The organism is Azotobacter chroococcum, assembly GCF_002220155.1.
Taxonomy (GTDB): Bacteria; Pseudomonadota; Gammaproteobacteria; order Pseudomonadales; family Pseudomonadaceae; genus Azotobacter; species Azotobacter chroococcum.
This window is the reverse complement of the sequence record NZ_CP011835.1, coordinates 1154224-1178288: the sequence shown is the minus strand read 5'-3', so window position 1 is coordinate 1178288 and position 24065 is coordinate 1154224. Positions and strand designations below refer to the sequence as shown.

Here is a 24065-nt window from a genome sequence, read left to right as displayed (position 1 = left end):
CCACCGGCAGGTGGCCTTGATAAGGAAAAGGAAAAAGGGAAAAACGCCAGGTTCAGACAGCCGCCACAGGACGCATGTAGGAGATGGGAGCAGTCGAAGAGTCTTCGAAGGTGACAACCTCCCAGGCATCCTTCTGTTCGAGCAGGGTGCGCAGCAGACGGTTGTTCAGGGCATGCCCCGACTTGTAGCCACGAAATTCGCCGATCAGGCTGTTGCCCAACAGGTAGAGATCGCCAATAGCGTCGAGGATCTTGTGCTTGACGAACTCGTCCTCGTAGCGCAGGCCATCTTCGTTCAGCACACGATTCTCGTCGACCACGATGGCGTTATCCACGCTGCCACCGAGCGCCAGATTGTGCGAACGCAGGTATTCGATGTCGCGCATGAAACCGAAGGTTCGTGCACGACTGACTTCTTTGACGAACGAGGTGCTGGAGAAGTCGACGCTCGCCGTCTGGGTGCGACCGCGGAACACCGGGTGATCGAAATCGATTTCGAAGCTCACCTTGAAACCGTCGAACGGCAGGAAGACGGCACGTTTGTCGTCTTCCTCCACCGCTACCTCACGCTTGATGCGAATGAACCTCTTGCAGGCTTCCTGCTCCTGCAAACCTGCCGACTGGATCAGAAAGACGAAGGGACCGGCACTGCCATCCATGATCGGCACTTCGGACGCTGAGAGTTCGACGTAGGCATTATCGATCCCCAGACCAGCCATGGCCGACAGCAGATGCTCCACTGTATCTACCTTGACTTCACCCTTGACCAGCGTAGTGGACATGGTGGTTTCACCGACGTTTTCGGCCCTTGCGGGGATGTCCACCACCGGATCGAGATCGATACGCCGGAACACGATCCCTGTGTCGACGGGGGCGGGCTTCAGGGTCAGGTAAACCTTTTCCCCCGAGTGCAAACCCACTCCCGTGGCACGGATAATGTTCTTCAGGGTGCGTTGTTTGATCATGGCTTGGCCGCTAGCAGTTGCGAATCTTTTTCAATAAACAGCAGAAATAATAGCAGAACCGATCTTTGCTGGACACCAATCAAAGCAATACCCCTGATAAATATAGTCAATCAGCCTGGCGACGCAGGAAGGCCGGAATGTCCAGATAGTCCAGATCGTCCTGCGGGTTGAGCTTGGCAGCCGTGGCACTGGCGGCATGGCTCTGGCGCTGTACGGTGGGACGCTCGTAGTCCTTGTAATTCACCGTCTGATCTCCACGCGGCACGGCGGGGGCACTGGTAGCGCTGGCCGGCTGCAGGGTGTTGTCGACCACCTTCATCGGCTTTTCGGTACGCGCCCCCAGACCAGTGGCGACCACGGTCACATGCAGTTCGTCGCGCATATCCGGATCGATCACGGTACCCACCTTCACCATGGCCTGATCGGATGCGAACTGCTCGATGATGTTGCCCACATCGGAGTACTCGCCCAAGGACAAATCGGGGCCGGCGGTGATGTTCACCAGAATGCCGCGAGCGCCCTGCAGGTGGACGTCTTCCAGCAGCGGGTTGCGGATCGCCGCCTCGGTGGCTTCGCGGGCACGGTTCGGGCCGCTGGCACAACCGGTCCCCATCATGGCCATGCCCATCTCGCTCATCACGGTCTTCACGTCGGCAAAGTCGACGTTGATCATCCCGGGGCGCTTGATGATGTCGGAGATGCCGCGGACTGCGCCGGCCAGCACGTCATCGGCCTTGGCGAAGGCGGACAGCAGACTGGCATCCTTGCCGAGGATGGTCAGCAGCTTCTCATTGGGAATGGTGATCAGCGAATCGACGTGCTCGGCCAGCAGGCGGATGCCCTCCTCGGCAACCTGCATGCGCTTGCGCCCTTCGAACGGGAACGGACGGGTCACCACGGCCACGGTCAGGATGCCCAGCCCCTTCGCCACTTCGGCGATGACCGGTGCCGCGCCGGTACCGGTACCACCGCCCATGCCGGTGGTGATGAACACCATGTCGGTGCCCTGCAGCACCTCGGCGATACGCTCGCGGTCTTCCATGGCAGCTTCGCGGCCGACCTCGGGATTGGCGCCGGCGCCCAAGCCCTTGGTCACTCCCGAACCCAGCTGCAATACAGTTCGTGCGGTAATGTTCTTCAGTGCCTGGGCATCGGTATTGGCGCAGATGAACTCAACGCCCTCGATGTTGGTGGCTGCCATGTGATTCACGGCGTTGCCGCCACCACCACCGACACCGATAACCTTGATCACTGCACTTTGCGGAACGTTGTCTACGAGCTCGAACATATTCCCTCTCCTTTCCTTTTCTTTTTTACTGCCTACTGCCGTTGTCAGAAGTTGCCCTGGAACCAGCGCTTGAGTCGCTCCAGGACAGATGGCTTGGTGTCTTCGCTGTAACTGCCGGAACCGGACAGAGGCACGCCATCGGCCTGTTTCTGCAGTCCGTAGAGCAGCAGCCCCACCCCGGTGGAATAGATCGGATTGCTGATCACATCGTCCATTCCCCTGACGCTGTGCGGCACGCCCAGACGTACCGGCATGTGGAAAATCTCCTCGGCCAGCTCGACGGCCCCCTCCATCTTCGCCGAGCCCCCGGTGAGAACGACGCCGGCAGGGATCAGATCCTCGTAGCCACTACGCCGCAGCTCGGCATGAATCAGGCTGAAAAGCTCGTCGTAACGGGGTTCGACCACCTCGGCCAGAGCCTGGCGGGAGAGTTCCCGCGAGGGACGCTCGCCAACGCTGGGAACATTGATGGTTTCACCGGCACCAGCCAGCTTGGCCAGGGCGCAGGCGTAGCGGATCTTGATTTCCTCGGCATACTGGGTCGGGGTGCGCAACGCCATAGCAATGTCGTTGGTGACCTGATCGCCAGCGATCGGAATCACCGCGGTATGGCGGATCGCCCCCTCGGTAAAGATGGCGATATCGGTGGTACCGCCACCGATGTCCACCAGGCATACGCCCAACTCCTTCTCATCCTCGGTGAGCACCGCATGGGCCGAAGCCAGCTGCTCGAGGATGATGTCGTCCACCTCCAGATCGCAGCGGCGCACGCACTTCTCGACGTTCTGCGCCGCGTTCACCGCGCAGGTCACCACGTGCACCTTGGCCTCCAGGCGCACGCCGGACATGCCCAAGGGCTCGCGCACGCCCTCCTGGTTGTCGATCACGTAGTCCTGCGGCAGGGTATGCAGCACCCGCTGGTCCGAGGGAATGGCCACCGCCTGGGCCGCATCCAGGACGCGCTCCAGGTCGGCCTGACTGACCTCGCGATCACGGATGGCGACAATCCCGTGTGAGTTCAGACTGCGGATATGGTTCCCCGCCAGGCCGACGAAGGCCGAGTGAATCTGGCAGCCAGCCATCAGCTGGGCCTCCTCCACCGCCCGCTGGATGGACTGTACGGTGGATTCGATATTCACCACCACACCCTTCTTCAAGCCCCGCGAAGGATGGGAACCGATTCCGACGATTTCCAGCCGGCCATCGGCCGCCACCTCGCCTACCAAGGCCACCACCTTGGAGGTACCGATGTCGAGACCAACGATCATCTTGCCACTCTGCGCGCTTGCCATATTGTCTATCTGCTCCTCAACTCAGTGCACGGCGGCGGGTTCGGCCCCCACCGTGGGCGCGACCGGCTCTCGCCACGCCACGGCAAGGCCGTTGGCATAGCGCAGATCGATACGTGCGATATTCGCGTTCTGCTCTTTCAGGGCCCGCTCGTAGATGGCGCTGAAGCGGCGCATCTTGGCGAGCAGATGATCACGCCCGAGCAACAGCTCGATGCCCTGGGTGGTGGTGACGTACCAGCTGCCACGCTCGCGCAGCTCCAGACGGGCGATGGAGAACCCCAGCGGCCTGAGCATCTGGTTGAGCACATGGTATTGCTGCATCACCTTTTCCTGCGCATGCTGGGGACCGGCCAGCTGCGGCAGGTGCTCGTAGTGAGACACCTCGCTCGGAGCGAAGGCCTCGCCCTGGTTGCTCAGCAACGCCTCGTCGCCCCAACGCGCTATCGGCAGCTGCTCCTCCAAATGGACCACCAGCCGATCCGGCCATACACGCCGCACTTCGGCCTTGGCGATCCAGGACATGCTCTCGAGCTCGCTGCGGATGCCGGCCAGATCGACACTGAAGAAGCTGGCCTGGCGGAAGGGCGCGATGCGATCGAGGACCGCCTGGCTGCTGACATAACTCAGATGCCCCTCGAGCTTGACGTCGGCGATCGGCTGGTCCGCATAGGGCATCAGACGCAGCCCCAGGAAATAGCTACCGGCCCCGAGGGCTGCCAGCAACAGCAAACCACCCAGCTTTTTCAACAGGCTCATGCCCAGCTTCGACAGACGTGCCGACACGGGCGGCTTGGCCACCATGCGGCTAGCCCCCCGACGCGCCGGCATGCGCCCCGAGCCCGGCTGCCGATGACGAAGCATGGTGCCGTACATGGCTTACCCCCTTGCCGCGCCGCTGTCGGCCAAGACCGCCAGCACCAGCTGCTGGAAATCCAGTCCGGCAGCGCGTGCCGCCATTGGCACCAGACTGTGGTCGGTCATGCCCGGCACCGTATTGACCTCGAGCAGCCAGAAGCGGCCTTCGGCGTCCTGCATCACATCGACCCGGGCCCAGCCCTGTACGCCCACAGCCTCGCAGGCGCGAGCGCACAGTCCCTTCAGCTCCTCTTCCTTGCCGGAATCAAGTCCGCAGGGAATCCGGTACTGGGTATCCGAAGCCATGTACTTGGCGTCGTAGTCGTAGAAGCTGTGCGGCGTGCCCAAACCGATCGGGGGCAGCACCTGGCCGCGCAGCAGGGCCACGGTGAATTCCGGCCCCTGGATCCACTGCTCGACCAACACCTGGGGATCGTAGGCGCGGGCGGCCTGCCAGGCGGCGATCAGCTCATCGATGCCGTTCACCTTGGCCATGCCGATGCTGGAACCCTCGTGGGCCGGCTTGACGATCAGCGGGAAGCCGAGAGCCTGCGCGGCCGCCCGGCAGTCGGCCTCGCTGGCCAGTACCGCATGGCGCGGCGTCGGCAGCCCCAGACTCTGCCAGACCTGCTTGGTGCGCAGCTTGTCCATCGCCAGGGCCGAGGCGAGGACGCCACTGCCGGTGTAGGGAATGCCGGCGCACTCGAGCAGGCCCTGCATGCTGCCATCCTCGCCACCGCGGCCATGCAGGACGATGAAGGCGCGGTCGATCCGCTCGCGGCTCAGCCGCTCGAGCAGATCATCGCCGACGTCGATGCCGAAGGCATCCACCCCGGCGCTCTGCAGCGCTTCCAGCACGGCCTGGCCGGACTTCAGGGAAACAGCGCGCTCGGCGCTCTTGCCACCGAACAGCACGGCGACACGACCGAAGGCTTGCGGGGCCAATGTGGATTGCAGGGCGTGAGTCATGGCATGTCCCTCTGGGCGACCGCTTCGGGCGAGCCGCCGAACAACGGATTCTGGAGCAGTTGCGGCGCCAGGCCGCCGATGTCGCCGGCTCCCTGGCAGAGCAGGATGTCACCGGGGCGCAGCAGTGGCTTGAGCAGCGGCGCGATATCCGCACCACGCTCGACGTAGATCGGGTCCAGCTGGCCACGCTGGCGGATGCTGCGGCACAGGTTGCGGCTGTCGGCACCGGGTATCGGCTCCTCGCCAGCCGGGTAGACCTCCATCAGCAGCAGCACGTTGGCATCGGACAGGACCTGAACGAAATCCTCGTAGAGGTCGCGCGTCCGGGTGAAGCGATGCGGCTGATAGACCATCACCAGGCGACGCTCCGGCCAGCCGCCGCGGACCGCCTTGATCACCGCGGCGACCTCGCGCGGATGATGACCATAGTCATCGACCAGCATCACGTCGCCGCCGTCGACCTGCAGTTCGCCATACACCTGAAAGCGCCGGCCGACGCCCTGGAAGCCCGACAGCCCCTGGACGATGGCGGTATCCTCGATACCCTCGTCGCAGGCGATGGCGATGGTGGCCAGGGCATTCAGCACGTTGTGCACCCCAGGCATGTTGACCGACACCTCGAGCGGCGCGCGCCCCTGGCGCAGCACGGTGAAGTAGGTACGCATCCCCTCCTGGCGGATGTCGATGGCGCGCACGTCGGCATCCTCGCTGAGGCCGTAGGTGATCGTCGGGCGCGCGACCTGCGGCAGAGTCTCGCGCACCACCGGGTCGTCCACGCAGAGCACCGCCAGACCGTAGAACGGCAGGTTGTGCAGGAAATCCACGAAGGTCTTCTTCAGCCGGCTGAAGTCACCCTCATAGGTATCCATGTGGTCGGCGTCGATATTGGTGACTACCGCCACCAGGGGCTGCAGGTGCAGGAAACTGGCATCACTCTCGTCGGCCTCGGCAATCAGGTAGCGGCTGCTGCCGAGCTGAGCATTGGTGCCGGCGGCATTCAGCCGGCCACCGATGACGAAGGTCGGGTCCAGCCCGCCGGCAGCGAACACCGAGGCGATCAGGCTGGTGGTGGTGGTCTTGCCATGGGTACCGGCCACGGCGATGCCATGCCGGTAGCGCATCAGCTCGGCGAGCATTTCCGCCCGAGGCACCACCGGAATGCGCCGCTCCAGGGCAGTCGCCACTTCCGGGTTGGAGCTGTTCACCGCACTGGAAACCACCAGCACGTCGGCGCTGGCGGCATTCTCGGCGCGATGACCGATGTAAATCTGCGCGCCGAAGCTTTCCAAGCGCGCGGTGACTGGCGAAGCCTTGAGGTCGGAGCCGGAGACTTCGTAACCGAGGTTCAGCAATACCTCGGCAATGCCGCACATGCCGACCCCGCCGATACCGACGAAGTGAATGCGCCCGATGCGGCGCATGCGGCGGATTTCGGCCTGAATCGCGTCCTTGGACTTAACCACGCGCCACCTCCAGACAGATATCCACGACCGTGCGGGTTGCATCGGGTTTGGCCAGGCGGCGGGCACTGGTAGCCATGCTTTCGAGTCGTTCGGGGTGCATCGATACCTCGGTCAGACGCGCGGCCAGATCGGCAGCCGCCGTAAAGGCTTGCGGCAGCAGGAAGGCCGCGCCTTCCCGCGCCAGATAATCGGCATTGCGGGTCTGGTGGTCGTCGATGGCATGGGGCAGCGGCACCAGCAGCGCCGGCAGTCCGGCGGCCGCCAGCTCGCTCACGGTCAAGGCGCCGGCACGACAGACCACCAGGTCGGCCCAAGCATAGACGCGGGCCATGTCCTCGACGAAGGGCACGACTTCGGCCTCGAGTCCGGCCTCGCGGTAACGCTCGGCGGTGATCTCGTGGTGCTGCCGGCCAGCCTGATGGAAGATCTCCGGCCGCTGCCCGGCAGGGATCAGTGCCAATGCCGCGGGCAGCAATTTGTTCAGGGGCTCGGCGCCCAGGCTGCCGCCCAGGACCAGCAGACGCAGTCTGCGCCCCTCCAGAGGCTGGCGCGGCGACTCCAGAAACAGCTCGGGGCGCACCGGATTGCCAGTGGTACGCCGCTTGTCGGTGACGCCGAAGGTATCCGGGAAGGCTTCGCAGACCCGGCTGGCGAGTGGCGCCAGTGCCCGGTTGGAAGTGCCGGCCACGGCATTCTGCTCGTGGATGATCAGAGGCACGCCAGCCAGCTTCGCCGCCACACCGCCAGGGCCGGTGACGAAGCCCCCCATGCCCAGCACGCACACCGGGCGCAGCTCACGCATGACCCGACGTGCCTGGAACAGAGACTTCAGCAGCTGGAAGGGGGCCTTGAGCAGAGTTGCCAGCCCCTTGCCACGCAGCCCGCCAATCTGGATCCGATGCAGCGGCAGCCCGGCCGAAGGCACCAGCTCGTTCTCGATTCCCCGCGGTGTGCCCAGCCAGTGCACGGCATAGCCACGGGCCTGGAATTCGCGGGCACAGGCCAGCGCCGGGAACACATGCCCCCCGGTACCGCCGGCCATGATCAATACGTTAGCGCCCATCGGCTTGCTCCTCGTGGTCCTCGGCGAAATCCTCCTCGCTGAACCGCGCATTCTCGTTGCCCAGCTGGGTGCGACGCTCCCAGTCCAGACGCAACAGCAGGCCCAGGCTGACGCAGCAGATCACCAGCGAACTGCCGCCATAGCTGAGGAAGGGCAAGGTCAGGCCCTTGGTCGGCAGAAGACCGACGTTCACCCCGATATTGATGAGGAACTGGCCGATCCACAGGAAAGCCAGTCCATAGGCCACATAGGCCGAGAAGTAGTGCCGGGCCTTCTCCGCCCACAGTCCGAGATAGAGAGCACGCACGCAGACGAAGGTGAACAGGCCGAGGGTGGCCAGCGCACCGAACATACCCAGCTCCTCGGCCAGCACGGAGAAGACGAAGTCGGTATGCGCTTCCGGCAGGTAGAACTGTTTCTGCACACTGTTGCCGAGCCCGACGCCCAGCCATTCCCCGCGCCCGAAGGCGATCAGCGCCTGGGTCAGCTGGTAGCCGGCGCCGAATTGGTCGGCCCAGGGATCGGTGAAGGTGATCAGTCGTTGCAGGCGGTATTCCTGGGTCTGCACCAGCACGAACACCGCCGCGATGGCGGCGGCGGCCAGCAGGATGAAGCGGAACAGGCCGACCCCACCGAGGAACAGCATGGCCGCAGCAGAGCCCAGCATCACCACGGTGGCGCCGAAGTCCGGCTCCAGCAGCAACAGTCCAGCCAACGGAATCAGCACGATGATCGGCTTGATGAAGCCGATCCAGCGCCGGCGCACCTCATCCTCGCGGCGTACCAGATAGCCGGCGAGGTAGATCACCACGAACAGCTTGGCGATCTCCGAGGGCTGGACGTTGAAGGCGCCGAAACCGATCCAGCGCATCGAGCCGTTCACCTCGCGACCGATGCCCGGAACAAGCACGAGGATCAGCACACCGAAGGCGGCCAACAGCAGCTTGCCGCCCATGCTCTGCCAGGCTTCCAGCGGTACCAGCATCACCACGCCGCCGGCGATGATGCCAATCAGCAGATACACCAGGTGACGGACCATGTAGTAGAAGGTGTTGCCGGCCTGCACCGCCGCCACTTCGGAAGATGCCGAGGTGATCATCACCAGCCCCAGACCGAGCAGCGCCAGACAGCCCGCCAGCATCGGGAAATCGACATCGAAGCCGCGCCGGTTGAACAGCGGCGACGGATAGGGACGCAGCAAGGCAAGCATCAGGAGAGCGCCTCCACCGCCCGGGCGAACAGCTGTCCGCGCTCTTCGAAGTTTCGGAACATGTCCAGGCTGGCACAGGCTGGCGACAGCAGCACGGCGTCACCGGCCTCGGCCAGGGCAGCCGCGCGCTCGACCGCCTCCTCCAGCGTCCTCACCCGGACCAGCGGCACGACACCCTCCAGCACTGCGGCAATACGCTCGGCGTCGCGGCCGAGCAGAATCACCGCGCGGCAGTGTTCGGCGACTGGCTGGCGCAGGCTGGAGAAATCCGCGCCCTTGCCGTCGCCACCGGCGATCAGCACCAGCTTGCCGACGATGTCCGCGCCCAACCCCTCGATTGCGGCCAGCGCGGCACCGACATTGGTGGCCTTGGAGTCGTCGTAATAGCCGACCCCCCGCAATTCCCGCAGCCACTGGCAGCGGTGCGGCAACCCGGCAAAGCCCTTCAGGGAGTCCAGCATCGGCGCGAACGGCAAGCCGGCCGCATGGCCCAGCGCCAGTGCCGCCAAGGCATTGGCCTGGTTGTGGGCACCGCGGATCTTCAGCTCGCGGACCGGCAGCAGCGCCTCGAACTGGAAGGCCAGGTGCTTCTCGCCGCTTTCCTCGAGCAGGCCGAAGCCCTTGAAGTCCGGCTTGCCGAGGCCGAAGGTCCAGCACGGCAGTTGGTCGGCGACCAGCGGGCGGGACAGCGCGTCGTCGCGGTTCACCACCACCTGGTGGGCACCACGAAAGATGCGATGCTTGGCCAGGTGATAGGCCTGCAGATCGGCATAGCGATCCATGTGGTCTTCGCTGACGTTGAGGCAGGTGGCCACCTCGGCATTCAACCGCTCGGTCGTCTCCAGCTGGAAGCTGGAGAGTTCCAGCACGTACAGCTCGACGCTGTCGTCCAGCAGGTCGAGGGCCGGCGTGCCCAGATTGCCGCCCACCGCCACGCGCCGGCCGGCCGCACGGGCCATCTCGCCGACCAGGGTGGTCACAGTACTCTTCGCGTTGGAGCCGGTGATGGCGACGATCGGCGCCCGGGCATGCCGGGCGAACAGCTCAATGTCGCCGGACAACTTCACCCCATGCGCCGCCGCAGTCTGCAGCGCCGGCGTGGCCAGTGCCAGCCCCGGACTGACGTAGAGCTCGCTGGCTCGGCAGAGAAAGTCCACGTCCAGCGGGCCGCAGTGCACCTCGACCTGCGGGTAGTCGCGCCGCAGCGCAGCCAGCTCCGGGGGATTGGCGCGGGTGTCGACCACGGCAAAGTGTGCACCCTGGCGGGCCAGGAAGCGCACCAGGGACATGCCGCTCTTGCCGAGACCGACGACGATGCGAAACTGGTCGGAAGCGATCAGGCTCATGTCCCGGTCCTCAGCGCAGCTTCAGGGTCGCCAAGCCGATCAGCACCAGTACCACGGTGATGATCCAGAAACGCACGATCACCCGCGGCTCCGGCCAGCCTTTCAGCTCAAAGTGGTGGTGGATCGGCGCCATGCGGAACACGCGCTTGCCGGTGAGTTTGAAGGAGGCGACCTGGATCATCACCGACAGGGTTTCCATGACGAACACCCCGCCCATGATGAACAGCACCACTTCCTGGCGGACGATCACTGCGATGGTGCCGAGCGCCGCTCCCAAGGCCAGCGCGCCGACGTCGCCCATGAAGACCTGCGCCGGATAGGTGTTGAACCAGAGAAAGCCGAGGCCGGCGCCAATCAGCGCACCACAGAACACGATCAGCTCACCGGCCCCTGCCACGCTGGGAATCAGCAGGTATTCGGCAAAATTCACATTGCCGGACAGGTAGCAGAAGATTCCCAGGGCGCCACCGACCATCACCGTGGGCATGATCGCCAAGCCATCGAGGCCGTCGGTCAGGTTCACCGCATTGCTCGAGCCGACGATGACAAAATAGGTCAGCACGATGAACGCAGCCCCAAGGGGAATCTCGATGGTCTTGATCAGCGGCAGGATCAGGGTGGTTTCGACCGGGGTTTGTGCAGTCATATAAAGGAAGAGCGCAGCGCCAAGGCCGAAAACCGACTGCCAGAAGTACTTCCAGCGGCTCGGCAGGCCGCGGGAGTTTTTCTCAATCACCTTGCGGTAATCGTCGACCCAGCCGATGGCGCCGAACAGCAGGGTCACAGCCAGCACGACCCAGACGTAGCGGTTGGACAAATCCGCCCAGAGCAGGGTGCTGATAGCGATAGCGGACAGGATCAGCGCGCCGCCCATGGTCGGCGTACCCTTCTTCGACAGGTGCGATTGTGGACCGTCGTCGCGCACCGCCTGACCGATCTGGCGAATCTGCAGGGTCCGGATCATCCAGGGGCCAAGGCACAGAGCCAGGATCAGGGCGGTCAGCACCCCGAGAATCCCGCGCAGTGTCAGGTACTGGACGACCGCGAAACCGGTATGGAACTGTTGCAGATACTCTGCCAGCAGCAGCAGCATTTAGTGAATCTCCTCGCTGGAACCGCAGAGAGCCGAGACGATCTTGTCCATCGCCGCACTTCGCGAACCCTTGATCAGAATGGTGGTATTGGGGTGCTGCTCGCCGCGCAGGGCCTCGAGCAGGCTGGCCTGGCTGGCGAAATGCCGGCCGTTGTCTCCGAACGCCGCGACCGCATGGGCCATCAGCGGCCCGACGGCATACAGGGCATCGACCTTGCCGGCGGCATAGGCGCCCACCTGACGGTGGCCCTCCTCCGCCCAGGCGCCCAGTTCGCCCATGTCACCCAAGGCCAGGACGGTGCGTCCGGAAAAGCCGGCGAGTATATCGATAGCCGCGCACATTGACGCGGGGTTTGCATTGTAGCTGTCGTCGATCACCCGCATGCCGTTCGGCGCAAGCTGCGCCACGGCGCGCCCCTTGACCGGTTGCAGGCTCTCGAGCCCGGCCTGGATTCCGACCAGCGGCATACCCAGGGCATGAGCCGCAGCAGCGGCCGCCAAGGCATTGGCCACATTGTGCCGGCCGAGCAGATTGAGCTGGATACGCGCCTCACCGGCGGGCCCCTGCAAGGTGAAAGCCGGGCAGCCACGAGCGTCGGGCTGGATATCCCTGGCCCGAAAATCGGCATCGCCATCGTCCAGAGCAAAACTCAGCACGCGCCGCTCGCCAGCACGCCGCTGCCAGGTAGCGAACGCCCGATCGTCGCGGTTGAGCACGGCGATACCGCCGGCCGGCAGTCCTTCGAGGATCTCACCCTTGGCTTCGACGATCCTTACCGGTCCGCCGAACTCACCGACGTGGGCCGTGCCAGCATTGGTGATGATCGCCACCTGCGGACGGGTCAGGCCGACGGTGTAGGCGATCTCACCGACCCGCGAAGCGCCCAGCTCGATCACCGCACCGACATGCTCGGGCGCCAGCTCCAGCAATGTCAACGGCACACCCAGGTCGTTGTTCAGGTTGCCGCGGGTAGCCAGCACCGGGCCACGGGTGCGCAGGATGCTGGCGAGCATTTCCTTGACCGTGGTCTTGCCGCTGGAGCCGGTCACCGCGGCCAGCGGGCCGCTGTAGGCCTGGCGGTTGAAGCCTCCCAACTGGCCGAGGGCAAGCCGGGTATCGGCCACCTGCAACTGCGGCAGTCCCGCTTCTGGCATCGTGCGCTGAACCAGAGCGGCCACTGCCCCCCTGGCAGCAACCTCGGCAAGAAAGGCATGACCATCGAAACGCGGCCCGACCAGCGCGACGAACAATTGCCCCGGGCAAATCGCTCGGCTGTCGGTACCGACCGAATCGAAAGCCACATCGCCCCCTGCCAGGCCCCCCTGCAACAGACCGGCGACTTCGCTCAGATGCAGAGCCTTAAGCATGGGCCGCCTCCCAGGCGCTCAGAGCCTTGGCGGCCTCTTCGATGTCGGAAAAAGGCTGGCGCACGCCATTGATCTCCTGGTAGTCCTCGTGTCCCTTGCCGGCCAGCAACAGCACGTCGCTCGCCTCGGCATTGGCGATCAGGTGGGCGATGGCCTGGCCGCGCCCATGCAGGTAGGCGACCTTTTCCGGTGCGTCAATGCCGCTGCGGATATCGGCAAAAATCTGTTCGGGAGATTCGCTGCGCGGATTGTCGTCGGTAACCAGCACCGCGTCGGCCAGGCGCACGGCAACCGTCGCCATCAGCGAACGCTTGCCGCGGTCGCGATCGCCACCGCAGCCGAACAGGCACAGCAGCCGCCCGCGGACATGCGGGCGCAGCGCCTCCAGCACCTTCTCAAGGGCATCCGGGGTATGGGCATAGTCCACCACCACCAGCGGCCTGGCGCCGCCACCCAGGCGCTGCATGCGCCCGACCGGCGCCTGCAGCTGCGGTATGACGCGCAGAATCTCGTCCAGCGCGTAATCCAGTCCCAGCAGCGCACCGACCATGGCCAGCAGGTTGCTCAGGTTGAAGCGGCCCAGCAGCGGGCTGTGCAGCAACCCTTCTCCCTGAGGAGTCACCACCTCGGCTCGCACGCCCCGCTCGTCGAAATGCACTCGACGGCAGTGCAGCTGGGCGGAGCGATCCTCCAGGCTGTAGCCGATCAGACGGGAGGACTGCGTCTCTTGCGCCAGCCGGCGACCAAAGGCGTCATCTAAGTTGAGCACCCGGCAACGCAGGCCGGGCCAGGCGAACAACTGGGCCTTGGCCGCGCCATAGGCGTCCATGGTGCCGTGGTAGTCCAGATGGTCACGCGACAGGTTGGTGAAGACCGCCACATCGAAATCCAGCGCCGCCACCCGCCCCTGTTCGAGACCGTGGGAGGACACCTCCATGGAAACAGCACGGGCACCGGCCTGCTTCAGCCTGGCCAGGGTCGCTTGCACGCCAAGCGGATCGGGGGTGGTATACCGGCCACTTTGCAGATCACCGTGAAAACCATTTCCCAGAGTACCGATGATGCCACAACGCTCGCCGAGCAGGTCCAGAGCCTGGGCCAGCAACTGGCTGACACTGGTCTTGCCGTTGGTGCCGGTCACACCGATCAGGCACAGGGCTCGGCTTGGCTCGCCATAGAAGCGTCCGGCGATCGCTGACAACTGCCCCGCCAGCCCCCTGATCGGCACCAGCGGCACGCCACTGCCGGCGGGCACCGCTGCACCCTCGGCCTCATAGGCCACGGCAGCCGCGCCCCGGGCGAGCGCATCGCCGATATGGCTGCGGCCATCCTGCCGCCCGCCGGGAACCGCGAGGAACAGATCACCCGGACGCACCTGGCGGCTGTCCAGGGTCAGCTCACGGATCAGCACCGCGCTCTCGGCCTGGGGCAGCAGTTGATTGAGGGGCATGGGCATCAGATACGCTCTCCTGGGCCAAGTGCTTCCTTGTCGGCCGTCTTCGTCTCGACCGGTGGCGGCAGGTTGTCCGGCGCTACGTTCATCAAACGCAGCGCGCCGGCCATGACCCTGCCGAACACCGGCGCCGAAACAAGGCCACCAAAATAGGTGCCGTTGCTCGGCTCGTCGATCACCACGGCCATGGCGATGCGCGGGTTGCTGGTCGGAGCGAAGCCGGCGAATAGCGAGCGATACGACTTTTCCTTGTAGCCCTTGGCGCCCACGCTGGTCTTGCGCGCGGTACCACTCTTGCCTGCGACGTGATAACCCGGCACCTTGGCGCGGAACGCACCGCCCGGCGCCTCGACGACCTGTTGCAGCATGCCCTGAATGCTCTTGGCGACACTCGGGGAAATGACCTGGACGCCCTCCGGCTGATGCTCCTGCCGAGCCAGTGCCAACGGTACCGAGCGTCCATCGTTGGCCAAGGTGGCATAGGCATGGGCCAACTGCACGGCAGTCACCGAAAGACCGTAGCCGTAGGACAGGGTGGCGGTCTCCGCCTTACGCCATTCGCGGTGGTTGGGCAGGTTGCCCACCCGCTCGCCGGGAAAGCCCAGGCCGGTATCCTGGCCAAAGCCGACGCGCTGCATAAGCGAGTAGATGGATGCACCACCGATATCGAAGGCCACCTTGCTCATGCCGACATTGCTTGACTTGATCAGGATGCCGGTCAGGTCCAGCACACCGCCCTCGGCGCGTGAAACATCGCGAATGGTATAACGTCCGATCTGCAACCTGCCCGGAGCCACCTCCACCCTATCTTCCGGCTTCCAGCGTCCGGTCTCCAGCGCGGCGCTCATGGACAGCGGCTTCATCGTCGAACCGGGCTCGAACACATCGACCAGGGCACGATTGCGCATGGCCGCGGGGTTGAGGTTGCGTTTGTTGTTCGGGTTGTAGGTCGGCTGGTTGACCATCGCCAGCACTTCGCCAGTTTTCACATCGAGCATCACCAGAGTACCGGCCTTGGCGCCGACCTCGGTGATGGCGTTGCGCAACTCGCGATGTGCCAGGTACTGCAGACGCAAATCAATGGACAGTTCCAGTGTCTTGCCGGCCTTGGCATTCTGCACCACCTGCACATCCCGGATCAGACGGCCACGACGGTCCTTGAGCACCTGCCGCTTGCCAGGCACGCCGGCCAGCCACTCGTCGAAGGCCAACTCCATGCCCTCGCGACCGCGATCGTCGATATCGGTAAAACCAAGCACATGGGCAGTGACCTCGCCCGCCGGGTAGAATCGCCGGAACTCTTCCAGTGCATAGACGCCCGGGATCTTCAGATCCAGTACGGCCTGCCCCTGCTCGGGGGTCAGCCCCCGAGCCAGATAAGTAAACTCGCGCCCAGCCAGTTGCTCCAGACGCTCGATCAGCGCTTTCGCATCCTGGCCCAGAGCCTTGGCCAGAGCGGCCCACTGATCGCGCGCACCGATCAACTCCTTCGGATTACCCCACAGGGTGGTGACTGGAGTACTGACTGCCAGCGGCTCGCCGTTGCGATCGGTGATCAGCCCGCGATGCGCAGGAATGGGGATGTGCCGCATGCTGCGCGCATCGCCCTGCCCCTTGAGGAAATCATGGTCGAAGACGTGCAGGTCGACGATGCGCCAGGCGATGGCAGCCACCATCAGCGCCAGAAGAATCAGCACCAGACGGAAACGCCAAGGATAGAGTGCGCCCTCAAGCTTCATCATGGGGACACCAGCCGCACTTCTGCCGGGTCGGGAATACGCATCTTCAAGGTTTCGCTGGCCAGGGCCTCGACCCGGCCGTGCGCGGTCCAGGTGCTCTGCTCGAGAATCAGCCGCCCCCACTCGGCTTGCAGCTTGTCACGCTCGCTCAACTCGCCATACAGGGCATTGAGCAGTTGACGGTTCCAGTAGGCGCTGTAGGACACCGCGATGGCAGAGAACAGGGCGGCAATGAAGAGCACCAGCATCAGCACACTGCCGGCTGGCATGGCCTTGTCCGATATGCGCGTCATCGAAGCTTCTCCGCCACACGCATGACCGCACTGCGGGCACGCGGATTGGCCTTGATTTCGGACTCGGAAGCGTATTGGGGCTTGCCGATCAGCTTGAAGCGCGGCTCGAAGGCAGCCGGACGAATCGGCAGATCGCGCGGCAGCTTGTCAGCCTCGCCCTTGGCTTGACGACGCATGAACTGCTTGACGATGCGGTCCTCCAGCGAATGGAAGCTGATCACCACCAGACGGCCGCCGACCTCGAGCGCCTCCAGCGCTGCCTCGAGCCCCTGCTCAAGATCGCCAAGCTCATTGTTGATGTGGATACGCAAGCCCTGGAAAGCGCGAGTCGCCGGATTCTTGCCCTTCTCCCAGGCAGGGTTGGCGACTGCCAGCACTTGCGCCAGGTCGGCAGTGCGCTCGAACGGCCTTTCCTGGCGACGTTGCACCACGGCCTGCGCCATGCGTCTGGCGAAGCGCTCTTCACCATAATCCTTGAACACGCGGGCAATTTCCTCGACAGAGGCCTTGGCCAGCCATTCGGCTGCGCTCACGCCACGTCCCGGGTCCATGCGCATGTCCAGCGGACCATCGTTGAGAAAGCTGAAACCACGCTCAGGATCATCCAGCTGCGGCGATGACACCCCCAGATCGAACAGCACACCACCGACCTTGCCGATCAGCCCGCGCACTTCCAGTTCGTCCGCCAGTTCGGCGAAACTGCGCTGCACAACGACAAATCGCCCATCCTCGGCAGCCAGTGCCTGCCCGGTGGCGATCGCCTGAGGATCCTTGTCGAACCCCAGCAAGACGCCATCCGGCCCGAGACGCCCGAGGATCAGCCGGCTATGCCCGCCCCGCCCGAAGGTACCATCCAAGTAGCAGCCGTCTGCGCGGACGGACAGGGCATCGACCGCCTCTTCGAGCAGCACGGTGATATGGCTGAAGCCGCTATTCATAGTCACAGGATCAAGTCGCGCAATTCTCCCGGCAGATCACCGGGTTGTTGTTTGATAGCCGCCAGATCTGCATCTGCAATCGCGATCCAGGCTGCCTCGTTCCACAGCTGAAACTTGTTCAGTTGGCCGACCAGCATTGCGTGCTTGTCCAGATTCGCATGCTCCCGCAGACGTGGCGGGATCAAAAAACGTCCACTGCCATCCAGCTCAAGATCCACGGCATTACCAATCAGGAGACGCTGCAAACGGCGACTTTCCTCACGTAACGAGGGAAGCTCGCGCAATTTGGCCTCGATGAGTTCCCACTCTGGCAGGGGATATATGCATAGACAGGGATCCATCGCATCGATGGTGACAATGAGCTGACCTGCAGAGCGCGCAACAAGCTCGTCACGATACCGGGCAGGCATCGAGATCCGCCCCTTGGCGTCGAGACTGACGGCATTTGCTCCGCGAAACACGGTCGCGCTTCCCCTGACTGCAAGCTTCCCTGCCCACTAAAACCCACTTTATGCCACTTCGTACCACCCTACGCACACTATAGGAATGCCCTACCCCACCGTCAAGGCAGGGCAAAATGAAAAAATCCTTATGGGACGGCGATTTAGCTGAATATGAGAGAGGGAAATCGCAACTAATGAGGAACAAGTTCAAGAAAATCAACAAGCTGAAGCCAGCACTTAAAGCTGACCATGAGATGAAGGGGCTTTTTGCCACTCTTGGGAAGGCTTTGCAAAGGGTGGAGAAGAAAAAAGAGGGGGAGAGTCGATCTATAAGCCGGGTTCTGTCGAGGACAGTCATTCCTCTACGACGACCATCGCTGGCCGCCTCTAGCAACCTACCCGGATCCAGCGCGGGCCACGCCAACGGATCCCTATTTGGTCTTGCTCCGAGTGGGGTTTACCTAGCCACGGACTGTTGCCAGCCGTGCGGTGCGCTCTTACCGCACCTTTTCACCCTTACCGGCGCTTGCGCGCTTAGGCGGTTGTTTTCTGTGGCACTTTCCGTAGGCTCACGCCTCCCAGGCGTTACCTGGCACTCTGCCCTATGGAGCCCGGACTTTCCTCCCTTCCATATTGGGGAACAATATGGAACAGCGACTGTCCGATCGACTCTCCGTCGACAAGAGTAATGATCACGGAGACCATCCGCAAGCACTCCCAGACGCAGTGGCCAGGCCAATCTCACCCCTGGCGCTCCAAAGCCGCCTGATAGAGCAGATTCTTGCGTACTCCGGTGATTTCGGCCGCCAGTGCTGCGGCCCGCTTCAAGGGCATCTCCTTGAGCAGAAGCTCGAGGATACGGAGCGCCGCCGCCGGTACCGAGTTTTCGGCAGGCGCCTGCCAGCCTGCAACCAGCAACACGCACTCACCGCGCTGCTGATTGCCATCGGCAGCAACCCAGGCGCGCAACTCGCCGAGCGGCAGTCCCTGGAAAGTCTCGAACGCCTTGGTCAGCTCCCGCGCCATAACCGCCAAACGATCAGCCCCCATGATCCGCTCGAGGTCCGCCAGACAGTCCAGCAATCGATGCGGCGCCTCGTAGAAGATCAGCGTGCGAGGCTCTTCCTTCAAGTGCTCCAGACGTGCCAGCCGCCCAGCCGTCTTGGCCGGCAGAAAGCCTTCGAAGACGAAACGATCAGAAGGCAGACCCGCAGCGGACAAGGCGGCAATCAGAGCACAGGGCCCAGGCACCGGCACCACTCTTATGCCGGCAGCACGCGCCTGGCGCACCAGATGAAAGCCCGGATCGGAAATCAGTGGGGTACCGGCATCGGAAATCAGTGCTACATCCTCACCGCCCTGCAGGCGTGCCAGAAAGCGTCCACCTTGATCACGCTCATTGTGCTCATGACAAGCCACCAAGGGTGTCGTTATGCCAAAATGCTGCAACAGACGCGCCGAATGGCGCGTATCTTCGGCCGCGATCACGGCCACCTCATGCAACACCCTCAGCGCTCGCGCAGTGATGTCGTCAAGATTGCCAATCGGGGTAGCAACGACATAAAGCATGCCCGGCATTGGACTCAGAGCAGCGGACGTACTCACGGCAATTCACCCAGAACAGTCGAAACGCGCATTGTAGCCGGTTTCCCGAGCACGACATCGCACCCGGGACAAGGCTTGGGTACAATTCTCCAATTGTCTTGAGCATCAGGAACGCCTCAATGATCGCCTGCCTGCGCCCTCTTCCCGCCCTTTTCCTTGCCGGCCTTCTGGCGGCCTGTGCCAGCTCGCCGTCATCCAGGCTGGGCGAGCTGCCTACCCCCACACAAACCAGCGTCCAGCAACTGCTACAACAGGCCAGCGAAAGCAGGCCAGAAAAGGCCGCACTCCTACGCCTGACAGCCGCCGACCAGGCCTACCGGCAGAAGGATCTAGCCCAGGCCGTGCGTATTCTCGAACAGACGCCTCTGGATAGCCTCAAACCCGCCCAGCAGATCTTTGCCAGCACCCTCAGCGCAGAGATTGCCTTGGCCCGCAACAATGCCAAGGCGGCGCTCAAGGCCTTGAACCACCCCAGCATGCAGCACCTGGGCGAACTGCCCGTCCAACAGCAGACCCGCACCCAACTGACTCGCGCCCGCGCCTTGGAGGCGGACGGCCAGCACCTGAACGCCGCCCGCGAGCGGGTATTCATTGCTCCCCTGCTGAGCGAATCGACGGCCAGCGAGAATCATGAAAGCATCTGGCGCCTGATCCAGGCTCTGCCGCAGGACGCTCTGAACGTGCCCGGAGAGGAGAACACCGAACTGGGCGGCTGGCTGGCCCTGGCACGCGCGACGAAAAGCGCTGGTACCCTGGAGCTGCAACAGGCAGCCATCGATAAATGGCGTACGGCAAACCCGCAACATCCGGCAGCCCTGCAATTGCCGGCACCGTTGCGCAAGCTGCGGGAACTGGCCAGCCAGCCCCTAAACAAGATCGCCCTGCTGCTTCCGGAGGAAGGCCAGCTCGCCTCGGTGTCCCGCGCCCTGCGCAACGGCTTCATGGCAGCCCACTACCAGGCACAGCAAAGCGGTCAGCGGCCGCCCAGCATCGAAGTCTACGACAGCAGCCGACTGACCTCCCTCGACGACTTCTATCGCCAGGCCCAGGCCGCCGGCGTGCAACTGGTCGTCGGCCCCTTGGAAAAGCCCTTGGTCAAGCAGCTCGGCGATCGCGAGCAACTGCCGATCACCACCCTTGCACTGAACTATGGCAATGCCGGCCAGGAAAGCCCGCCGCAACTCTTCCAGTTCGGCCTGGCGGCTGAAGACGAGGCTCGCGAAGCCGCCCGCCGCGCCTGGGCCGACGGCATGCGCCGGGGCGTCGTCATGGTGCCCTCCGGCGAATGGGGTGACCGCGTACTTCAAGCCTTCCAGCAGAACTGGCAAGCCGCCGGCGGCGGTTTGATCGCCGTCGTGCGCATCGACCAGCCCGCTCGCCTGGCCCAGCAGATCGCCGAGCTGTTCCAACTGCGCCAGAGCGAGGCACGTGGCAAGCGCCTGCAGAGCGTGCTTGGCGGCGAGGTGGCGGCCCAACCCTCACGACGCAGGGACATTGACTTCATTTTTCTCGCAGCCACTCCGCAGCAGGCCCAACAGATCAAGCCGACCCTTGCCTTCCAGTACGCTGGCGATGTACCAGTGTATGCCACCTCGCATCTCTACAGCCCGAAGGAGGAGCAGAACTATTACCTCGACCTCGAAGGCATCCAGTTCTGCGAGACCCCCTGGCTGCTCAATGCCAACCCGAGCGACAATCTCCCGCAAGTGATTGGCAGCCAATGGCCACAAGCCAGCAGCAGCTTGGGACGCCTCTACGCCATGGGAGTCGACGCCTACCGACTCGCTCCTCGTCTGGCACAACTCAAGGCCATGCCCGAAACCCGCATCGATGGCTTTTCCGGCAGCCTCAGTCTGAGCCCCGATCAACGCATCCAGCGCCAGCTGCCCTGGGCCGCGTTCCGCGACGGCCAGGTACAGCGCCTGCCGGCCAGCTACTGACATGGACAGGCAACGCAGCGGACGCGATGCCGAGGCCCTCGCTCACCGACATCTCACAGCGCAGGGGATGCGCCTCTTGGCGCAGAACTGGCGCTGCCGATGTGGCGAGCTCGATCTGGTCATGCTCGACGGCGATACAGTAGTATTTGTCGAAGTACGCTATCGGCAGCATCTTGCCTGGGGAGGCGCACTGGAGAGCGTCGATGCGCGCAAGCGCATGAAGCTCGTCCGTACAGCTCACTACTTCCTGCAGAAAGAGCCACGCTGGGCCAGGCACCCCTGCCGCTTCGACGTCATTGCCATCAACGCTGACAAGGGCGTATCCAGCCAGCTGAATTGGATTCGAAACGCCTTTGATGCCTGACCCTGCAACCGCATCGGTCTCGCGCCAGCAAGAGCCCCTGGCACCCAGTAGCCCCACCTCCCCCTGAGCCAGGGACACCTCCTGGCCACAGCGGACACCCGACTTTGAAGGTTATCGCCGATGGACATGCTCTCCCGCATCAGCCAACTCTTCCAGGCCAGCATCGAAACCAAGCAGCAGGCCATGGAAGTTGTCCTCCCCCACATCGCCCAGGCCAGCGAACTCATGGTCCAGGCGCTGCTCAACGAGGGCAAGATCCTTTCCTGCGGAAATGGCGGCTCGGCCGGCGATGCGCAGCATTTTTCCTCGGAGCTGCTCAATCGCTTCGAGCGCGAGCGCCCCAGCCTACCGGCCATGGCACTGACCACCGACAGTTCCACGCTTACCTCGATTGCCAACGACTATAGCTACAACGAAGTCTTTTCCAAGCAGATCCGCGCCCTTGGCCAGCCCGGTGACGTTCTGCTGGCCATCTCCACCAGCGGCAACTCTGCCAACGTGATCCAAGCTATCCAGGCGGCTCATGACAGGGAAATGCTGGTAGTTGCCCTGACCGGCCGTGACGGCGGCGGCATGGCCGCACTGCTGCTCCCCGAGGACGTCGAGATCCGGGTGCCCGCCAAGGTCACAGCACGCATCCAGGAAGTGCATCTACTGATAATCCACTGCCTGTGCGACCTGATCGACAACCAACTGTTTGGAAGCGAAGAATGAAGCGCTCACTACTGCTGATGGCTGCCGCTCTGGCAGCAGGCCTTGCCTTGGGCGGCTGCAGCAATCGCAGCATCGGCCATTCGATCGACGATCAATTCATCGAACCCAAAGTCGCCGAGAAAATCCGCCAAGCCCATGCCGACCTGGGCAGCAACAGCTCGCATATCGTGGTCACTACTTACAACGGCGTCACCCTGCTCGCCGGCCAGACGCCCCGCGCCGAACTCAAACAACTAGCCGAGCAAGCTGCCCGCTCGGTCCCCGGCGTGACCAGAGTACACAATGAATTGCAGATACTCCTGCCCACCTCACTAGTGGTCCGCAGCAACGACTCACTACTGACTACCAAGATCAAAACCCAGATGCTTGCCGACAGCACAGTGCCTGGCTCGAAAATCAAGGTGGTCACCGAGAACGGTATCGTTTACCTGCTGGGCCTGATCACCCGCCAGGAAGCGGGTCGGGCCGCCAATTTGGTCCAGAGCGTTTCCGGCGTACAGAAAATTGTCAAGCTGTTTCAGTACACCGATTGAAGATATGAACGGAATAAAAAGGCGATCCCTGGATCGCCTTTTTATGAACCACTATTTGACCACCTTCAGGCTGGGCCGCCCGGCCGGCCGCGGCGGCTCGCCACCCGAAGGGCCATCGTCATCCGGACCGGCACTGCCCTCCGCAGCCGGCGGCTCGATCTCGAAGACCATGCCCTGACCATTCTCCCGCGCATAGATGGCCATGACAGCGTCGGAAGGTATGTACAGACTATGGGCAACACCACCGAAGCGGCCTTCGAAACTCACCCCCTGATTATCCATGTGCAGATTCCGCACAGCGCTGGGGGAAACATTGAGAACGATCTGCCCATCGTTCACATAACCTGCCGGAACCTGCACGTTCGGCATCTCGGCATTGACCAGCAGATGGGGCGTACAGTCATTGTCGACAATCCACTCGTAGAGCGCGCGGAGCAGATAGGGACGACTGGAGTTCATAGCAACCTCCTTCATATTGGCCGCATATCGCGTTCGACAGCGGACAGGCTGGCCTGAAAGGCCTGGCGAGCGAACTGGCGCTCCATGTATTCGAGCAGCGGCTTCGCACTGCGTGGCATTTCTATACCCAGCAACGGCAACCGCCAGAGCAGCGGCAAGAGGCAGCAGTCCACCAAACTTGGCTCCTCACTGAGGAAATAAGGCTTTTCGGCGAACAAGGGCGACACATCAAGCAAGCTCTTCAGCAGCTCCCTACGCAACTGGTTGCAAACACTTTCCCCACTGCACCGATCGAGGATCCGATCAGCCAGCACACACCAGTCGCTCTGGATGCGGTGCATCAGCAGACGGCTGTTGGCGCGAGCCACAGGATACACCGGCAGCAGCGGCGGATGCGGATAACGCTCCTCAAGGTATTCCATGATCACCCCCGGCTCGTACAGAAGCAGATCACGATCGATTAGGGTGGGTAGCGAACCATAGGGATTGATCTCGGCAAGCTTGCCCGAGCCCTGCTCCGGATTGATGTCGAAGACCTGCACAGCAATCCCCTTTTCGGCAAGTACCATCCTCACACGATGGGAATAGTGGTCAGCCGGATCGGAGTAGCAGATCAAACGATTGGCCATACCCATAGCGAACTCCTCGCTCGCAGGTCATATTTCCAGAATAA

23 protein-coding genes and 1 other RNA gene are annotated in these 24065 nt (G+C 63.4%); 4 read left to right on the top strand and 20 right to left on the bottom strand.

Features of this window, described 5'->3' with window-relative positions:
- Positions 1–52: 52 nt before the first annotated feature.
- The 18 genes from lpxC to rsmI all read right to left on the bottom strand — a co-directional run bounded on the left by lpxC (position 53) and on the right by rsmI (position 19355).
- Complete coding sequence (lpxC, locus tag ACG10_RS05465) at positions 53–964, bottom strand: UDP-3-O-acyl-N-acetylglucosamine deacetylase (protein ID WP_089167438.1); 912 nt, start codon at positions 962–964, stop codon at positions 53–55.
- A gap of 106 nt (positions 965–1070) precedes the next feature.
- Complete coding sequence (ftsZ, locus tag ACG10_RS05460) at positions 1071–2252, bottom strand: cell division protein FtsZ (RefSeq protein WP_039805575.1); 1182 nt, start codon at positions 2250–2252, stop codon at positions 1071–1073.
- 44 nt (positions 2253–2296) lie between these two features.
- The gene (gene ftsA, locus ACG10_RS05455; protein WP_039805576.1) at positions 2297–3544 is read right to left on the bottom strand and encodes a cell division protein FtsA; all 1248 of its coding nucleotides are present in this window, start codon (positions 3542–3544) and stop codon (positions 2297–2299) included.
- Positions 3545–3565: 21 nt separating this feature from the next.
- On the bottom strand, positions 3566–4417 hold the full coding sequence (locus ACG10_RS05450; RefSeq protein ID WP_089167437.1) for a cell division protein FtsQ/DivIB: 852 nt from the start codon (positions 4415–4417) through the stop codon (positions 3566–3568).
- Between the two features lie 3 nt (positions 4418–4420).
- Entirely contained in the window at positions 4421–5368 is a 948-nt protein-coding gene (locus ACG10_RS05445) for a D-alanine--D-alanine ligase (protein ID WP_089167436.1), read from the bottom strand.
- A complete protein-coding gene (gene murC, locus ACG10_RS05440) occupies positions 5365–6831 on the bottom strand; it encodes a UDP-N-acetylmuramate--L-alanine ligase (RefSeq protein ID WP_089167435.1) in 1467 nt (488 codons plus the stop codon). The genes ACG10_RS05445 and murC overlap by 4 nt, the downstream gene beginning before the upstream one ends.
- Positions 6824–7894 carry an undecaprenyldiphospho-muramoylpentapeptide beta-N-acetylglucosaminyltransferase gene (gene murG / locus ACG10_RS05435; RefSeq protein ID WP_089167434.1) on the bottom strand — a complete coding sequence of 357 codons (1071 nt, stop codon included), beginning with the start codon at positions 7892–7894 and terminating at the stop codon, positions 6824–6826. The genes murC and murG overlap by 8 nt, the downstream gene beginning before the upstream one ends.
- A complete protein-coding gene (gene ftsW, locus ACG10_RS05430; protein ID WP_198319066.1) occupies positions 7884–9107 on the bottom strand; it encodes a putative lipid II flippase FtsW in 1224 nt (407 codons plus the stop codon). Before ftsW ends, murG begins: the two co-directional genes overlap by 11 nt.
- Positions 9104–10450 carry a UDP-N-acetylmuramoyl-L-alanine--D-glutamate ligase gene (gene murD, locus ACG10_RS05425; protein ID WP_089167432.1) on the bottom strand — a complete coding sequence of 449 codons (1347 nt, stop codon included), beginning with the start codon at positions 10448–10450 and terminating at the stop codon, positions 9104–9106. The genes ftsW and murD overlap by 4 nt, the downstream gene beginning before the upstream one ends.
- Before the next feature lie 10 nt (positions 10451–10460).
- Positions 10461–11543: a phospho-N-acetylmuramoyl-pentapeptide-transferase gene (mraY, locus tag ACG10_RS05420; protein ID WP_039805583.1), complete on the bottom strand. Its 1083-nt coding sequence runs from the start codon at positions 11541–11543 to the stop codon at positions 10461–10463.
- A complete protein-coding gene (locus ACG10_RS05415; protein WP_089167431.1) occupies positions 11544–12911 on the bottom strand; it encodes a UDP-N-acetylmuramoyl-tripeptide--D-alanyl-D-alanine ligase in 1368 nt (455 codons plus the stop codon).
- A complete protein-coding gene (locus ACG10_RS05410; protein ID WP_089167430.1) occupies positions 12904–14367 on the bottom strand; it encodes a UDP-N-acetylmuramoyl-L-alanyl-D-glutamate--2,6-diaminopimelate ligase in 1464 nt (487 codons plus the stop codon). The genes ACG10_RS05415 and ACG10_RS05410 overlap by 8 nt, the downstream gene beginning before the upstream one ends.
- Positions 14367–16106, bottom strand: a complete 1740-nt coding sequence (locus ACG10_RS05405) for a peptidoglycan D,D-transpeptidase FtsI family protein (RefSeq protein ID WP_089167429.1) — start codon at positions 16104–16106, stop codon at positions 14367–14369. Before ACG10_RS05405 ends, ACG10_RS05410 begins: the two co-directional genes overlap by 1 nt.
- A complete protein-coding gene (ftsL, locus tag ACG10_RS05400; protein ID WP_089167428.1) occupies positions 16103–16396 on the bottom strand; it encodes a cell division protein FtsL in 294 nt (97 codons plus the stop codon). Before ftsL ends, ACG10_RS05405 begins: the two co-directional genes overlap by 4 nt.
- A complete protein-coding gene (gene rsmH / locus ACG10_RS05395) occupies positions 16393–17334 on the bottom strand; it encodes a 16S rRNA (cytosine(1402)-N(4))-methyltransferase RsmH (RefSeq protein WP_089167427.1) in 942 nt (313 codons plus the stop codon). Before rsmH ends, ftsL begins: the two co-directional genes overlap by 4 nt.
- A 2-nt stretch (positions 17335–17336) precedes the next feature.
- The gene (gene mraZ, locus ACG10_RS05390) at positions 17337–17795 is read right to left on the bottom strand and encodes a division/cell wall cluster transcriptional repressor MraZ (RefSeq protein ID WP_039805589.1); all 459 of its coding nucleotides are present in this window, start codon (positions 17793–17795) and stop codon (positions 17337–17339) included.
- 296 nt (positions 17796–18091) lie between these two features.
- An RNA gene (gene rnpB / locus ACG10_RS05385) (RNase P RNA component class A) lies at positions 18092–18450 on the bottom strand.
- A 68-nt stretch (positions 18451–18518) separates the two neighbouring features.
- On the bottom strand, positions 18519–19355 hold the full coding sequence (gene rsmI, locus ACG10_RS05380; RefSeq protein WP_198319018.1) for a 16S rRNA (cytidine(1402)-2'-O)-methyltransferase: 837 nt from the start codon (positions 19353–19355) through the stop codon (positions 18519–18521).
- A gap of 146 nt (positions 19356–19501) precedes the next feature.
- Between rsmI and ACG10_RS05375 the strand changes: the two genes are divergently transcribed.
- From ACG10_RS05375 to ACG10_RS05360, 4 genes are all read left to right on the top strand, one after another.
- The gene (locus ACG10_RS05375; protein ID WP_089167425.1) at positions 19502–21322 is read left to right on the top strand and encodes a penicillin-binding protein activator; all 1821 of its coding nucleotides are present in this window, start codon (positions 19502–19504) and stop codon (positions 21320–21322) included.
- Position 21323: 1 nt separating this feature from the next.
- Positions 21324–21686 (top strand): YraN family protein, encoded by a 363-nt coding sequence (locus ACG10_RS05370; protein WP_039805593.1) that lies wholly within the window; start codon positions 21324–21326, stop codon positions 21684–21686.
- A gap of 120 nt (positions 21687–21806) precedes the next feature.
- Positions 21807–22400 (top strand): phosphoheptose isomerase, encoded by a 594-nt coding sequence (locus ACG10_RS05365; protein WP_039805594.1) that lies wholly within the window; start codon positions 21807–21809, stop codon positions 22398–22400.
- Positions 22397–22933: a BON domain-containing protein gene (locus ACG10_RS05360; RefSeq protein WP_089167424.1), complete on the top strand. Its 537-nt coding sequence runs from the start codon at positions 22397–22399 to the stop codon at positions 22931–22933. Before ACG10_RS05365 ends, ACG10_RS05360 begins: the two co-directional genes overlap by 4 nt.
- A gap of 51 nt (positions 22934–22984) precedes the next feature.
- On the opposite strand, the gene ACG10_RS05355 is transcribed toward ACG10_RS05360, so the two are convergent.
- Positions 22985–23392, bottom strand: coding sequence for a ClpXP protease specificity-enhancing factor (locus ACG10_RS05355; RefSeq protein ID WP_039805595.1), 408 nt, complete (start codon positions 23390–23392; stop codon positions 22985–22987).
- Between the two features lie 11 nt (positions 23393–23403).
- A complete protein-coding gene (locus ACG10_RS05350) occupies positions 23404–24027 on the bottom strand; it encodes a glutathione S-transferase N-terminal domain-containing protein (RefSeq protein ID WP_039805596.1) in 624 nt (207 codons plus the stop codon).
- Between the last annotated feature and the right edge of the window lie 38 nt (positions 24028–24065).